This is a genomic window from Peribacillus aracenensis, assembly GCF_025175645.1.
GTDB classification, from domain to species: Bacteria; Bacillota; Bacilli; order Bacillales; family DSM-1321; genus Peribacillus; species Peribacillus aracenensis.
Map to the genome: position 1 here is coordinate 33,622 of NZ_JANZMJ010000004.1, position 14,870 is coordinate 48,491.

The following is a 14,870-nucleotide window of genomic DNA, read 5'->3' on the forward strand; positions in this document are numbered from 1 at the left end:
ATGGAAGTATTAAAAAAAGATGTGGAAATGAATAGGCAACCCCTGGAGGCAGTCCAGGGGTTTGGGTCAAACAAAAATGATGTAGAGATAAAAGGCGCGTTTAAACAATTTGGAGCGAATGTTGTCCTGAATGGCATTGATCTGGAGGTGAAACAAGGAGAGTTACTTACTCTTCTTGGGCCTTCAGGGTGTGGAAAGTCCACAACCTTGAACCTAATAGCTGGGTTCCTCGATGCAGATCGGGGAGAGGTCCATATTAAAGGCAATAATGTGACGAAGGTTCCGCCTTATAAGCGAGATTTAGGGATGGTTTTTCAAACATATTCGCTTTTTCCTCATATGACAGTCTATGAAAACCTCAGTTTTGGCCTGAAACTGCGCAAAGTTAGTAAAGCTGAGCAAAGAAAGAAGATAAGTAAAGCGCTTGAATTAGTGAAAATGTCAGGATTGGAGAATCGTTATCCAAGGGAATTATCAGGAGGTCAGCGTCAGCGTGTTGCGATTTCCAGAGCTCTTGTAGTTGAACCGGAGCTCCTTTTGCTTGACGAACCGCTTTCAAACCTTGATGCAAAGCTGCGTCATGAACTCAGGGCCGAGATAAAGCGCTTACAAAAGGAAATTGGCGTAACGACCATTTTTGTGACCCATGATCAAGAAGAAGCTCTTTCCATGTCTGATCGAGTCGTGGTCATGAATGCAGGGAAAATTGAACAAATCAGTACTCCGACTGAGATTTACAATCATCCCAAGACTGAATTCGTATTTCAATTCATCGGGAAATCGAATTGTTTTGAAGGCAATGTGTCTGCTGTAGATAAACGGAAAGTTTCAGTCAAGATAGGGCCTGATATCACTCATGTCGATGCAAACAACATCATGGGAAATGATAGTGATTTAAAAACTGGTGATGAAGTGAAGCTTTATATTAGACCAGAAAAACTGCAAATAGTTTCTCTTGCAGAAAAATCTGCTTCTCCATTGGATTTTCAACATGCTAAGATCAGCCAGATTAACTATCTTGGTACCTCTTGGGAAATCAATGTTCTATTACATGGGAAAAGTATTCAAGTATTGACTTCCGCTTTCGATTCATCATGGCAAAATGGAAGTGAGGTGCTAATTGGATGGAGCCCATCAGAAGTTATGCTAGTGAAGAAATAGAACAGGAAACGAATCCAATCGAACCGCAAAAGAAACCTAAAATCAAGAAAAGGAAAGTCTGGGTGCCTGGATTACTCCTTTTAACACCGATTCTGCTTTTCATATTTGGTTTCTTTGTCATACCGATGTTATACATTTTATATTTAAGCTTCATATCAACAGATAATCTTGGAGGAGCGGATGCAGTTTATAGCCTGAAAAACTATACACAATTATTTACCGATAGCTATTACTTATCTTCTTTATGGCTGACAGTGAAAATCAGTTTATATTCGGTCTTGGTTGCTTTATTTCTTGGATATCCGGTAGCTTTGACGATGGCCAAAAGTTCAGCGCGGATCAGAGGGTACATCACTCTCTTGATCGTGTCGCCGCTTTTGGTAAGTATAGTTGTCCGTAATTTTGGCTGGTACCTATTGCTATTGCCTAATGGAACGATAAATCAAACCTTGATGGCCCTTGGCATAATAGATGCACCATTGAAACTATTGTTTTCGGAAATCGGAGTTGTGATCGGACTATCCAATGCATATCTTCCTTTCATGATCTTGTCCATCGTTGCCAGTTTATATAATATTGATCCTTCTCTGGATAAGGCGGGAGCAATACTTGGGGCAAGTCCATTCAGAAGGTTCTTTTCAATTACATTACCGTTAAGTATCCCTGGTATCGTATCTGGCTGCATTCTCGTATTCAGTTTATCAATGAGTGCATATGTTACACCTGCACTAATGGGGGGAGCCAATGTACCCGTGATGCCTGTTGTCATCTATGATCAAATAAATAACTTGCTGCATTGGACATTCGGATCTGCTCTATCTTATATTCTATTAGCAACCACTGTCATATCAGTGGCTGTCTTTACCAGGGTGTTTGAAAAAGGGAAATTCAAGGAGGTATTCCGATGATGAAAACGTTTGGAGGCCTTCGGATTGCTGTAGCCGTGTTGGCAATTATCTATATCTTGATACCGCTCATTGTCGTTATTCCCGCTTCTTTTACAAGTGCCAATTATCCAAGCTTTCCGGCTGAAGGCTTCTCACTGCAATGGTATGCCAAGATCTTGGAGCGTCCTGAATTTTTGGAAGCCTTTTTGAACAGTGCGAAGTTCGCAGCATTGGCTGCCCTTTTTTCCGTCATATTCGGAACTTTGGGTGCCCTTGGCATCGCAAAGTATGATATCCCTGGAAAATCGTATATTACGGCCCTTTTAACTTCTCCATTAAGTGTGCCGCAATTAGTATTGGGGATTGCACTTTTAATGTACTTTACACCAATGATGCTAGCCGGTACGTCTACAGGATTTTTAATTGCCCATATCGTCATTTGCATACCCTATGTTATGCGGCTCGTATTAACCGGTTTAAGTGGATTTGATTATAATCTCGAAAGGGCAGCGGCCATACTTGGAGCGAATCCACTAACAGTATTCATGAAAGTGACACTGCCGCTAATTGGATCCGCGGCCATCTCAGGCGGATTATTCGCATTTTTGACATCTTTTGATAATGTAACGGTCTCTCTCTTTATGGTATCACCGGAAATGAGAACGCTGCCGATCGAAATATTCTCGCAAATGCAGGATGCCTACAATCCAATTGTTGCATCCGTATCAAGCGTGGTTATTTTCATATCAGTCCTTCTGATCGTCATACTTGAAAAAATTCAAGGTGTCGGGAAAGTTTTTGGTGGTTCCCATCATACTAACGGGTAAAAACGAGATGAATGATATGACAACCGAACATCGTGGCTAAGTTCTGATTTTACGAAGAAAACTCATCCAAACGTTCCATTCAAATGAGCCAAACACCTTTTGGCAGCCAATAGTGGAGCCGTTAGGACAGGGACAGAGGGATTAACCTGCTTTGCGATATGTTCCATACTATATTGTGAAAGCAAAATCACTTCTGTCTTTCCGTCCAATTGCTCCACCATCTTTTTAACCCGATCGTCATGTTCCTTTCTTTTTCCTTGTGATAATAAATGGATGATCCCGGGATCCACCAATGATTCGATCATACAGTCAGGATTCTTATTTAATAAGTAATTTTGAAGGGCGATCGGCGTTTCTTTTACGGTTGAAACCAGGCCGATGCTAGCATAGCGAAGTGCTTCATCAAGCATGGCCTCATCTGAACGAAATAACTTAACAGGGTATAGAGGTTGCAAGATTGAAGTGATGTCATTAAAAGCAGAGCAAGTAAGTTGGATGCATGAAACATCAGAATCATGGGCTATATTCACTAATGCAGAAAAGCGGCGGATGATTTCCGGAGTCAACTTGCCGCTCTTTTCCATCAAGGCGAGAAGACCTGTGTCCATGAAATGAAGGAGTTCAATGTTTGGAGCAACAGTCTGAAAGGCCACTTCAATTGGTTGTAGTGCAGTTGTGGTTGCGTGAATCAGTGCGATTTTCACAAAAAAACCTCCTTTTTCTTTCATCATTATATCTAGCAGAATCATAAAATTCCATTATATAACATGCAGATGGTGCTTTTCCAATTTACTATTATGAAAGGAAGTGAGAAGCATGGAGAAAGAGGCCCTGGACGACCTTAGGCAGGTAATTCCAAATGACAGAATGTTCCTTGATTTGGCAGAAAGGTATTGTTATAGCTATGACGCTTCTTTTGGGGAATATTTACCTGAAATCGTTATACAGCCAAAAAATGCGGAGGAAATCAGTGAAGTGATTAAATTGGCCAATACTCACAGAATACCTGTTTACCCAAGGGGATCTGGAACTTCGTTAAGTGGAGGCCCATTACCTGTTAAAGGAGGAATGGTTCTTGATATGACCCTTTTACGGGATAAATTGATCATTGATCGGGAAAATATGCTTGCCATTGTTTCTCCAGGTGTGATTACGGCAAATATCCATAAAAAGGCTGAAGAAGCCGGCTTGTTCTATCCCCCGGATCCAAGCAGTTCCAACGTTGCAACTATAGGCGGGAATCTATTAGAAAATTCCAGTGGCCCAAAGGGATTGAAATACGGAACGACAAAAGAATATGTGATAGGCCTGGAGGTGGTTACCCCTACGGGAGAAATCATTCGTACGGGCGGAAAGACCGTAAAAAATGTAACAGGGTATGATTTGACCCGATTGATCGTAGGATCGGAAGGTACCCTTGGCATCGTTACTGAGGCAACCATCCGCTTAATACCAAAACCTCAATCTAAACAAACATTTGTCGCCCACTTCAATCATTTGATAGACTCTGGCCATGCCATTACCAGCATTTTATCGTCAGGGATTCTACCATCTGCCCTGGAACTGATGGATAACGCGTGTATCCGTGCTGTCGAAAGCTATCGGCCTTCAGGATTGCCTCTACAGGCAGAAGCCATTCTGATCATAGAAATAGATGGTCACCCATTGGCGATCGAGGAAGAAATCAAAAAATGCGCCGATATTTGCAAGGCGGAGGGTGCTTCCTACGTCAAGATAGCGGAGACAGAGGAAGAACGCCAAACTATTTGGAGTGCGCGTAAATCTGTTTCCCCGGCCATTACACAAATGGGTCCTACAAAAATTTCTGAAGACGCGACCGTTCCACGCAGTCAAATACCCGCAATGATGGAGAGATTAAACAATATCCGGGAGAAATACGGGTTGAACTTGGTTGTATTCGGCCATGCAGGGGATGGCAATTTACATCCGAACATCATTACCGATAAACGAAATATTACGGAAATGAAAAAAGTGGAGCTTGCAGTCAGTGAAATTTTTGAAGCCGCAATCGAACTAGGTGGGACACTTTCCGGGGAACATGGTATCGGTACTTTAAAGTCACCTTATATGGAAATGGAATTAGGAATAACAGGGGTGAATATGATGAAAAAAATTAAAGAAGCATGGGACCCCAATAATATCCTGAATCCAGGAAAGATTTTTCCTGATAAAGGCCAGACGAGGGTCGTGTTGGTTACATGAGTCCATCCCTCAAACCGAACGTGACAAATGCAGTAGCCCATCATTTATATTCAGATGCCTATGATTGGACAAACCAATGCGTAAAATGCGGTTACTGTTTACCAGCTTGTCCTACATATGAATCAATGGGAGTGGAATCCGCCTCTCCACGCGGTCGAATCAATCTAGTGAAAATGGCAGCCGAAGGGAAAATAGATTTCCAAAAAGATTTAGCTGAACCGATTGATCTATGTTTAGGCTGCCGTGCTTGTGAAACGGCATGTCCTGTCGGTGTGCCATACGGACATATACTGGAAGCGGCAAAAGAAGCCATTGAAAACTCCCCGTCAGCCAACAAAAAAAACAAAATGAACAAGATTAAAAAACTGGCTTTGGTTCATCTTTTTCCATATCCAAATCGGATGAACAGGATTGGTAGTGCAGTACAGTTCTATCAAAAAACAGGGTTATCCAAGCTTATCCGTTCATCGAATGTACTGCAAAAGGTTTCCCCAGCCCTTGCACATTTAGAACAAGCAATTCCAGCCATCGAGTCGTCCTCCAAACGAATTCGGACAGGTACCAAAATGCCGGCAAAAGGGGAAACGAAATTAAAAGTGGCATTTTTTGCTGGGTGTATCATGGATTCCATGATGTCACGAATAAACCGTCTCACCATTGAGCTGCTCACCTTAGCAGGTTGTGAGGTCATTCTCCCTGAAAATCAGAATTGCTGCGGGGCACTGCATTCCCATCAAGGTGAAACAAACCAAGCGAAAGCATTGGCAAAGAGGAATATCCAAGCCTTCATGCAATCAGATGCTGATGTAATTGTAAATAACGCAGGAGGCTGCGGCGCTTCGCTTCTTGAATATGGACATTTATTGGCAGATGATCACGAATGGGCTGGGGCGGCAAGGGCTTTCTCGGAAAAATCAAAAGACATCAGTCAAATTCTTCATCAATTGGGGCCACTCCCCTTTACTGAAGAATGGCAAGGCATCGTTTCCTATCAAGATTCATGTCATTTACGCAATGTTCAAAAGGTCCAAAAGGAACCTCGTTTACTATTGCAATCCATACCTGGAGTTTCCTATGTGGAAATGGAAGGGTTTGACCGTTGCTGTGCATCTGGAGGCATTTACAATCTTCTTCACTTTGATGAATCAATGAAAATTCTAGATGATAAAATGAAGAACCTAAAAGATACAAAAGCCACTACAGTAGTGACCGTTAACCCTGGCTGCCAAATGCAAATGAGCATTGGCATTCAAAGGGAGGGGGCAGCAAACCAAATCAAAAGTATGCACCTTGTTGAAATACTTGCCAAGGCCTGCGGCTTGGATTGATAAAGAGGATATTAAAACTTCATAAGACAATACTCGTCAGCATTTTCGCACATATGTGAAGATACTGACGGGTTTTTTATTTTGGCTCTTTTCGTAAAGATTGTTGTTTTTAAAACGAAACGATTTAAGGTTGATTGGGGCGGAAGTGCGAGACTCCTGCGGGAGCAGCGGGACAGGTGAGACCCCACAGGCGTTTACGCCGAGGAGGCTCACCGCCCGCCCCGCGGAAAGCGAGCATCTGGAGGGGAAATCAACCACACCGCATTACTTGGTAAATAGCAACAAAACAAGCGAAAACAGCCTTTATTTTTCAATTAATTAATGACTATGTTGGGGAGCTTAATGTAATAATCAGTGCCCTATGTACGGATGAAAGATTGAGTATATGCAACATACTGTACAGGTTAGGACACAGTATGTTAATTGCATGTAAATACATATGAAAAAACCCGTTCAATTTTCTGAACGGATCATCAAATTAGATGTGTTAGTAAATGAACTTAAATTCCTGTTTTTATGCCAAAACCAATTAAAATTAAGCCAGTTGATTTTTGGAATGCTTTCTGGAATTTAGAGTTGTTCATCCATTTTTTTGCGTAATCAATTAGAAAAACAAGAAAAAGAAACCACAATACAGCAAGAAAGGTTAAGATGAACGCTAATATAATCAATTGCTGGTTTACATTTCCGTTCAAATTGATAAATTGAGGCATGATTGTTATATAAACTAAAACGGTCTTTGGATTAAGAATATTATTAAGTAATGCTTGCATAAAGGAATCTTTATTATGCCGGCTTGAATACTTCGTAGGTGTATTTGCTTGTGCCTGAATTTCTTTTAATGAAAAAGCGCTTTTAGCAAAGAAGCTTTTTATCCCTAAATAAATTAAGTAGGCGGCTCCCAAATATTTGATTGTACTGAACAGAATCACGGACTTTGCAATGACAACAGATAGTCCAAGAATAGCAATAAGCGTCCAAAATGAAAGTCCCGTTGCCATTCCGAGAACGGTATAACGTCCGGCTTTTGGACCATAGCTAAGCGTGTTTTTCACTAAGAGCATTGTATCTGCTCCAGGAATAATAACCATCATTGCAACTATTGATATGTATGTAAGTAAGCTATCCATACTATTTCTCCCTTCCCTTCAATAGGGGTTACTAAAGTAACTACTTATGTAAGTATATTAGATGAAAATGGAAATCGTCAACAGATTTTGCTAAAATATTAGTTACAAAGGTAGCAACTACGGTTGTGTGGAGGGTTTATGAAAGAAAACATATTAGACACATTAAAAAATCTAAATTTTACCGAATATGAAGCGAAAGCATATCTTGCCTTATTGGAAGAATCGCCACTAACAGGCTATGCAGTTGCAAAAAACTCCGGTGTACCACGTTCAAGAATATATGAAATACTGGACAGTCTCGCAATAAGAGGGGATATTCTGGTTAGTCCTGGAAACACCCCACAGTATACTCCCGTTCCTGCAAGAGAGCTAATAAAAAACCGCCGCATGAAAGCGGAAGAAAACTTTGAACTGGCAGAAAAATCATTAGCGGAGTTTGAACGTTCTGCAAATGATCGTGAAAACATCTGGAATATCATGGGGCGTAATGAAATACTCGATAAGGTAAAAGCTTGTATATTATCTGCTAATAAAAGAATACTCTTAGAGATTTGGGAAGACGAATTCGAAGTATTAGAGTCTGAACTAAGACAGGCTGCAAATAAAGGAGTCAATGTCACAATTATTGCCTATGGTGAAATCGTCTGTGATTTTGCTAATGTTTACCTTCATTATATGGGTCATGAAATTACAGAAGAGTATGGTGGGCGATGGCTTGTTATTAGTGGAGATGATTCAGAAGTGGTAGCAGGTATTGTCTCGCTTGGTAAAGATAGCCGTGCAGCATGGACCATGCATGTAGGTTTAGTCATGCCCATTACAGAAGTCATGATTCATGATTTGTATCTCATGGAAATCATGGAGAAACATAGGGAACTTTTAGAAGAAAGCTTTGGTGTAAACCTCGCCAATTTACGTAAAAAATTTTCTATCCATCCAGATTATAAAAAACATTACGTGGACTAGATTTGTGCTATCAATTCCTGTTTTTTACAGCATAACAAGAACGCGAACATTATTGTCAACAATAGGGGCATACATCCAGGCAGGATATATGCCCTTTGAAGTCACTTTTTGAGCATAGGTGCAGGTAAGTTTTTAGATGCATCGCCCACGGCACCCGACTGATTGAAGATACAGCAGATGATTAAGAAATATAACTATATTAAAATAGGGAAACGGGTATAATGAAGAATGGAATAAACCATTCTTGGTAACGGGACTATTATAGTATCGGATTGACATCTTGATATCCGGATTACATAAAGACAGAAGGAGAAATGATTCATTTGGATAATAAAGAAACAAAAGGTATCGAGTTACCTGCCAACTATGAGGAATTAAAAAAATCTGCCAATCGCAAATCTAATTGGAGAGAACGTTTGGATGCGATCGAAGAATTAGGACAGTCAAAAAATAAACAAGTGATCGACATTCTCACACATATCATGAATAGTGATTCTGTATTTAAAGTTCAAGAGGCTGCATACCGTCAACTGAAAAGATTAGGCGAAGATGTCCAATTGCCACCAAGGAAAAAGGGAGAATTGGTTAAAGGATTAACCAAAATCTTAGTAAGGATCAAGAAGAGTTTACCAGAAAATCACTCATATACTGAATTCAAAGATAAACTTCAGAAAATGAGAATGGATATATATGATACCTATGAAGGTGAAAAAGGGGCAGATTTTGATAAGTGGTTAGAAAATACTTGGTCTGCGTTATCGAAAAGATAAACTCATTCAAAAGGAAAACAAATAAGATTGGATGCAGGAGCAAAATTTTTGCTCCTTTTTGTTTACCAATAAAATAGGAATACATGTATATCCATCCCCTTTTTTAAACCATCGAATGGGACACTCTCTTGCATACAAGGATTAAATGACCGAGAGCCTTTAAATCACAATTCCAGGAAAATCCACATTTCCCATGTGCTCAGCCCGCACTAGAATAATTCTATTTCTATATAAACACATTTTTTTTAGAAATCAACATAATGATATTAATAGAATGAATGAACACATAGAAGACCAGGGGGAAGACAAGTGAATCAAATGTATACGATCCTTGAAGAAATTCAATCGACATCCATGGAGTGTGTATTGGCTACCATCATTCATGTGGAAGGTTCAGCATACTTGCGCGAAGGTACCTCCATGCTTATCAAAAAAGATGGTACATCTTCAGGCGTTATTAGTGTTGGGTGTATCGAGGAAGATCTTATTCTTCATTCTTGCAGAGTGTTTGAAAGGAAAAATACAGAGACCTTTGTATATCACATGGAACGTGATGAAGATCTAGAATGGGGAATTGGAACAGGTTGTAACGGGACTCTCTATATATTACTGGAGTATGTGGACCATAGATTAAAAGAAAATCTTTCATATGTCTTGGCTTCCATAAAAGAAGCTAAGGTAATCGTCCATCAAATTGAGTTAGATGATGATTGGAACTTATTGGGGTACTCTTTCCGGTTAGAGGATGAGTATACTAATGAACCCAAAGAAAATGATGTTAGCTTTATTTATAGGCAAAAGATTATACCTAAACCGCGTTTAATCATTTTTGGAGCTGGATGTGATGTATATCCAGTTGTCACTATGGCTACCTCAATAGGGTTTTTAGTTACTGTTTGCGATTGGAGGTCCGAGCTTTGTAACGAAAATAATATACCCGACGCAGTTAGCCATATTATAGGATTCCCATCTGAAATTATGGAACAATTATCTTTTAAAAAAGATGATTATGTTATCATCATGACTCATAACTTTCAGAGAGATAAAGAAATACTTTCACTAATAATGAATCAGCCATTATCCTATATAGGCATTTTAGGTTCCAAAAAACGTACAGCCAATTTATTTGACACGAAAATCCCTAATAATATACACTCACCTATCGGTTTATCAATTGGAGCTAAGGGCCCTTTCGAGATTGCAGTTAGCATTATAGCCGAATTAATTCAGCATGAAAGAATGAAGGGACATCCCGAATGAAAATAACTGGGGTATACCTGGCCGCTGGAAATAGTAATCGAATGGGTATAAATAAATTAGCATTGCCATTAGGAAATAAAGAAATGGGAAGATGGGGATTAGAAAAAGCGGTTCTATCTGAACTTAACGATATTATCATTGTTTCGAATCATTTAAACCACCTGGATTTATCAGGTTTTAGTTCTAAAAAGATAATTACGGCCGAAATTAAAGAACCTGAAGCAGGTCAATCCCATTCACTCCAAACAGGTATACGATCAGCAAACAACATACATTCGGACGCCGTAGTAATTTTACTTGCTGATCAGCCCTTTATAACAACAAATATGATAAACAAACTCATCGAAATATACAAACGAAACCCTAATTACTCCTTTGTTGCCTCTAGTTTTCATGGTTGTATACGACCTCCCATACTTATTGACAAAGATCTCTTTTCCGACATTCATCTTTTACAAGGAGACCGAGGCGCAAAACAGATTCTAATGGCGAAGAGAGAACAGGGGATACTTGTTCCTTTTTATGTAAAAAAATGGTTTGTTGATATTGATAATATGGAAGAATATCTTTTTTGGAAAAACAAAATTGATAACAATTAAATAAGAATAATAATGAAAATGAGGAGACTATATGGATATTATCGGAAAAGGGGTAATTCGAAAAGATGCTTGGGAAAAGGTGACAGGGCAGGCGATTTACACAGGAGACCGAGAAGAAGTAAGAACTCTCCATGTTAAAAAGGTAATTAGTCCTTATGCACATGCCCTTATTAAACATATTAATCTAACTAAAGCTGAAAAAGTTCCAGGTGTTCGTGCAATCATAACAGGTGGGGATTTACCACTAACGGGAGAAGAAATCAGGGATCGGTACCCCATAGCTCTAGATAAAGTCCGCTATCATGGAGAAGTAGTAGCACTTGTTGTTGCTGATACAATGAAACAAGCAGAGATTGCTGCTGTCAATATTCAAGTTATCTATGAACCTTTAGCCGTTGTCAATTCGCCAACGGAAGCCTTAAATCCCAATTCCCCTCTACTCCACCCAGATTTAGATACTTATAAAAAAATATCCGCGGTATTTCCCGAGCCAGGCACAAATATAGCAAATCGAACCAAAATCAGAAAAGGCGACAGAAAAACAGGGTGGCAAGAGAGCGAAATCATTATTGAGGAAAAGTTTTCTTTTTCCCCCTCCGACCATGCAGCCATGGAAACAAGATGTTCTTTAGCAGAAATTCACTCAAATGATAAGATCATTATCACTTCTTCTTCTCAAGCTCCCTTCATGATCAAGCGTTTGATAAGTGATTACTTTGATGTTGAAATTGGAAATGTCATTGTAAACACTCCACTTGTTGGAGGGGCATTCGGTGGTAAAGCCTCGGTCCAACTTGAACTATTAGCTTATATCGCCTCAAAGGCCGTTAATGGCAGGCTTGTAAAAGTTGAAAATAGTCGTGAAGAGGATATTTTGACATCACCTTGTCATATTGGATTAGATGCTACCATTAAATTAGGTTGTACAAAATCTGGTTTGCTAAAGGTCGCAGAGCTGACGTATTTATGGGACGGGGGAGCATATGCCGACAAAGCTACAGATCTAAGCCGTGCTGGAGCTGTGGATTGCACCGGACCTTACAATATAGAAAATATTTGGTGTGACTCTCTCTGTATGTATACAAATCATCCATATGCCTCGCCTTATCGAGGTTTCGCCCATTCAGAAGTTCTGTTTGCTTTTGAGCGGACTATGGATTCTCTTTCAAAAAAGCTTGGAATGGATCCACTTGAACTCCGTGAAATGAATGCGATACTACCAGGGCACTCCACCCCGACACAAGTTAAATTGAATTCGAGCACGGTGGGTAATCTTCCTGAATGCATACAGGTGCTTAAGAAAAAGATGAATTGGGAAGAGGGCCAGTTAGTTAAAATAAACGACAAGATTATAAGGGCAAAAGGGATCGCTTGTATATGGAAAACTTCAACGATTGATACCAACGCTGGATCTGGTGTGATTTTAACCTTTAATCCTGATGGCAGTGTAAACCTTATGTCAGGAGTAGTAGAAATCGGTACAGGAACGAAAACGATATTAGCACAGATTGTATCAGATAAATTAAAGGTCTCCATTGATCGTGTAAACGTTCAGTTGAAGGTAAATACACAAAATACACCAGAACATTGGAAAACGGTAGCAAGCCGTGGAACATTAATGGCAGGAAGGGCTGCGATTCAAGCTGCGGAAGATGCTCTTTTACAAATAAAGAAACTTGCTTCTTGTGTATTACGAGCTCCAATTGAAGACATCGTCCTTGGACAGGAAAGGGTTTTTATGAAAGGGGAACCGAATATAGAAATTCCTTTCAAACGGCTAGTGTATGGGTATACATATCCTGACGGAAGCACGATTGGAGGACAAATTATCGGTAGAGGGCAATATACCATCCCACATATAACAAATTTAGATCCCGATACAGGTGCAGGCAGACCAGGTCCTGAATGGACTGTTGGCGCACAAGGGGTAGAAGTAGAGTATGACATAAATGAATATACTTACAAGATAGTAAGGGCAATATCTGTCATTGATGCAGGAAAGGTTCTGAATCAAAAAACTGCAGAAGGACAAATAATGGGTGCAATGAGCATGGGCATAGCATTTGGTGGGCGTGAAACATTCTATTTCGATCAGCTTGGCAGAGTATTGAACCCTCAACTCAGAACCTATAGACCGTTAAGATATGGAGAAAACCCTGAATATATCTGTGAATTTGTTGAAACACCACACTTAGATGCCCCATATGGCGCAAGGGGCCTTGGAGAACACGGGCTTCTTGGTATGCCAGCTGCCTTAGGTAACAGTTTATCTTTGGCCGCTGGGATTCCTTTGAATCAGTTGCCATTGCTTCCTGAACTCATTTGGAGGGGGAAAAGAGGGAGTAGAGCGTAATGTTACCTTATAATTTTGATTATTATAAACCTCAATCGATAAAAGAGGCGATTGAACTTTATCAACTATTAAAATTACAAGAAAAAAAACCTATGTATTATGGTGGGGGGACTGAAGTTTTAACATTAGGACGTTTAAATTTTATATACTCCGATGCAATTATTGATTTAAAAGGGATTCCCGAATGCAATGCATTCGGGTTTCAACACCAGGAACTGATCATTGGCTCCACATTGAGTTTACGCGCAATCGAAGAAAATAGGCTATTTCCGCTATTAGCGGATACTTCAAAAGGAGTTGCTGATTATACATCAAGAAATAAAATCACTATAGGTGGAAACATATGTGGTCAAATTTTTTATCGAGAGGCAGTTCTTCCATTTTTATTATCAGATAGTACTGTCATTATTGCAGGACCAAAAGGAACGAGGAAAGAATTTATTAATGAAGTTTTCCATAAAGAGCTACGACTTGACGATGGGGAATTTCTCGTACAAATTGTAACAGAAAAAGAATATCTGAAAGCTAAACACATTAGTGTAAAGAAGAGGCAGCAATGGAAAACGGGATATCCGCTTTTAACAGTTGCCTCATTAAAAAAAGAAGGATTTATTCGATTTGCATTCAGTGGGGTATGTCCATTTCCTTTTCGGTCAATTCAAATGGAAAACAAACTAAATGATAAGAGTTTATCTTTTAAAGATCGAATTTTAACCTCTTTTGAGTTTTTACCAGCTCAGGTTTTAAACGATATAGAAGGATCCAATGAATATAGATTATTTGTTTTAGAAAATACCCTTTCATACATTCTGTCATATATAGGTGGTGAGGAACATGAATAGCCATTCGGCGGATCGAAAAATTACCATTCAATTAGAAATAAATAAAGAACGGTATGAGAGGGATATATTGGCATCAGATATATTGCTAGATGTTCTCCGGGATAAAATTGGACTTACAGGAGCTAAACCTGGATGTTTAAATGGAGATTGCGGCGCTTGTACGGTTATAATGAATAAACAGCCAATGAAATCCTGTTTAATGTTAGCCATTGAAGCCATTGATTCAGAAATCCTTACAATTGAAGGCCTCAAGAATACCCCGATTCAGAGAGCATTCGTGGAACATTTTGCTTTTCAATGTGGGTATTGTACATCAGGATTTATAATGATTTGCCAGGCTTTACTCCTTAATGACAGGAACCCAAGCCCTGAAAAAATTGAAACATGGCTTTCTTCGAATATTTGTCGATGTACCGGATATAAAGAAATTGAAAAAGCCATATATTCAGTAATAGAACTTTTAAATATAAAAAATCAATCAAATCAGTGACGTTTGCCCGTTTATATGAATAAAATGCCTACAT

Annotated in this window: 14 protein-coding genes; 12 read left to right on the plus strand and 2 right to left on the minus strand. The window is 39.5% G+C overall.

Annotated elements, in window-relative coordinates; all coding sequences use genetic code 11:
- The first annotated feature begins 27 nt into the window (after positions 1 to 27).
- Genes N0M92_RS05880 through N0M92_RS05890 form a run of 3 tightly spaced genes read left to right on the plus strand, consistent with a single transcriptional unit; the run spans position 28 to position 2,875 of the window.
- Positions 28 to 1,161, plus strand: a complete 1,134-nt coding sequence (locus N0M92_RS05880; RefSeq protein WP_260285053.1) for an ABC transporter ATP-binding protein — start codon at positions 28 to 30, stop codon at positions 1,159 to 1,161.
- The gene (locus N0M92_RS05885) at positions 1,125 to 2,069 is read left to right on the plus strand and encodes an ABC transporter permease (RefSeq protein WP_260284870.1); all 945 of its coding nucleotides are present in this window, start codon (positions 1,125 to 1,127) and stop codon (positions 2,067 to 2,069) included. The genes N0M92_RS05880 and N0M92_RS05885 overlap by 37 nt, the downstream gene beginning before the upstream one ends.
- Positions 2,069 to 2,875 (plus strand): ABC transporter permease, encoded by an 807-nt coding sequence (locus N0M92_RS05890; RefSeq protein ID WP_094246734.1) that lies wholly within the window; start codon positions 2,069 to 2,071, stop codon positions 2,873 to 2,875. Before N0M92_RS05885 ends, N0M92_RS05890 begins: the two co-directional genes overlap by 1 nt.
- A 62-nt stretch (positions 2,876 to 2,937) precedes the next feature.
- Here the strand turns inward: N0M92_RS05890 and N0M92_RS05895 are convergent, their stop codons facing one another.
- Positions 2,938 to 3,579, minus strand: a complete 642-nt coding sequence (locus N0M92_RS05895; protein WP_192204832.1) for a hypothetical protein — start codon at positions 3,577 to 3,579, stop codon at positions 2,938 to 2,940.
- 112 nt (positions 3,580 to 3,691) lie between these two features.
- On the opposite strand from N0M92_RS05895, the gene N0M92_RS05900 reads away from it, so the two are divergent.
- Both N0M92_RS05900 and N0M92_RS05905 read left to right on the plus strand, forming a co-directional pair.
- Entirely contained in the window at positions 3,692 to 5,098 is a 1,407-nt protein-coding gene (locus N0M92_RS05900) for an FAD-binding oxidoreductase (protein ID WP_260284871.1), read from the plus strand.
- On the plus strand, positions 5,095 to 6,426 hold the full coding sequence (locus N0M92_RS05905; protein ID WP_260284872.1) for a (Fe-S)-binding protein: 1,332 nt from the start codon (positions 5,095 to 5,097) through the stop codon (positions 6,424 to 6,426). The genes N0M92_RS05900 and N0M92_RS05905 overlap by 4 nt, the downstream gene beginning before the upstream one ends.
- A 500-nt stretch (positions 6,427 to 6,926) precedes the next feature.
- On the opposite strand, the gene N0M92_RS05910 is transcribed toward N0M92_RS05905, so the two are convergent.
- Positions 6,927 to 7,556 carry a homoserine/threonine efflux transporter gene (locus tag N0M92_RS05910; RefSeq protein ID WP_192204829.1) on the minus strand — a complete coding sequence of 210 codons (630 nt, stop codon included), beginning with the start codon at positions 7,554 to 7,556 and terminating at the stop codon, positions 6,927 to 6,929.
- 138 nt (positions 7,557 to 7,694) lie between these two features.
- On the opposite strand from N0M92_RS05910, the gene N0M92_RS05915 reads away from it, so the two are divergent.
- From N0M92_RS05915 to N0M92_RS05945, 7 genes are all read left to right on the plus strand, one after another.
- Positions 7,695 to 8,522, plus strand: coding sequence for a TrmB family transcriptional regulator (locus N0M92_RS05915; RefSeq protein ID WP_260284873.1), 828 nt, complete (start codon positions 7,695 to 7,697; stop codon positions 8,520 to 8,522).
- Between the two features lie 323 nt (positions 8,523 to 8,845).
- Positions 8,846 to 9,292, plus strand: a complete 447-nt coding sequence (locus N0M92_RS05920) for a HEAT repeat domain-containing protein (RefSeq protein ID WP_260284874.1) — start codon at positions 8,846 to 8,848, stop codon at positions 9,290 to 9,292.
- Between the two features lie 318 nt (positions 9,293 to 9,610).
- Positions 9,611 to 10,552 carry an XdhC family protein gene (locus N0M92_RS05925; RefSeq protein WP_260285054.1) on the plus strand — a complete coding sequence of 314 codons (942 nt, stop codon included), beginning with the start codon at positions 9,611 to 9,613 and terminating at the stop codon, positions 10,550 to 10,552.
- Positions 10,549 to 11,151, plus strand: a complete 603-nt coding sequence (locus N0M92_RS05930) for a nucleotidyltransferase family protein (RefSeq protein ID WP_260284875.1) — start codon at positions 10,549 to 10,551, stop codon at positions 11,149 to 11,151. The genes N0M92_RS05925 and N0M92_RS05930 overlap by 4 nt, the downstream gene beginning before the upstream one ends.
- A gap of 31 nt (positions 11,152 to 11,182) precedes the next feature.
- Positions 11,183 to 13,504 (plus strand): xanthine dehydrogenase family protein molybdopterin-binding subunit, encoded by a 2,322-nt coding sequence (locus tag N0M92_RS05935; protein ID WP_260284876.1) that lies wholly within the window; start codon positions 11,183 to 11,185, stop codon positions 13,502 to 13,504.
- Entirely contained in the window at positions 13,504 to 14,346 is an 843-nt protein-coding gene (locus tag N0M92_RS05940) for an FAD binding domain-containing protein (protein WP_260284877.1), read from the plus strand. The genes N0M92_RS05935 and N0M92_RS05940 overlap by 1 nt, the downstream gene beginning before the upstream one ends.
- On the plus strand, positions 14,339 to 14,836 hold the full coding sequence (locus N0M92_RS05945) for a (2Fe-2S)-binding protein (protein ID WP_260284878.1): 498 nt from the start codon (positions 14,339 to 14,341) through the stop codon (positions 14,834 to 14,836). The genes N0M92_RS05940 and N0M92_RS05945 overlap by 8 nt, the downstream gene beginning before the upstream one ends.
- Positions 14,837 to 14,870: the final 34 nt, after the last annotated feature.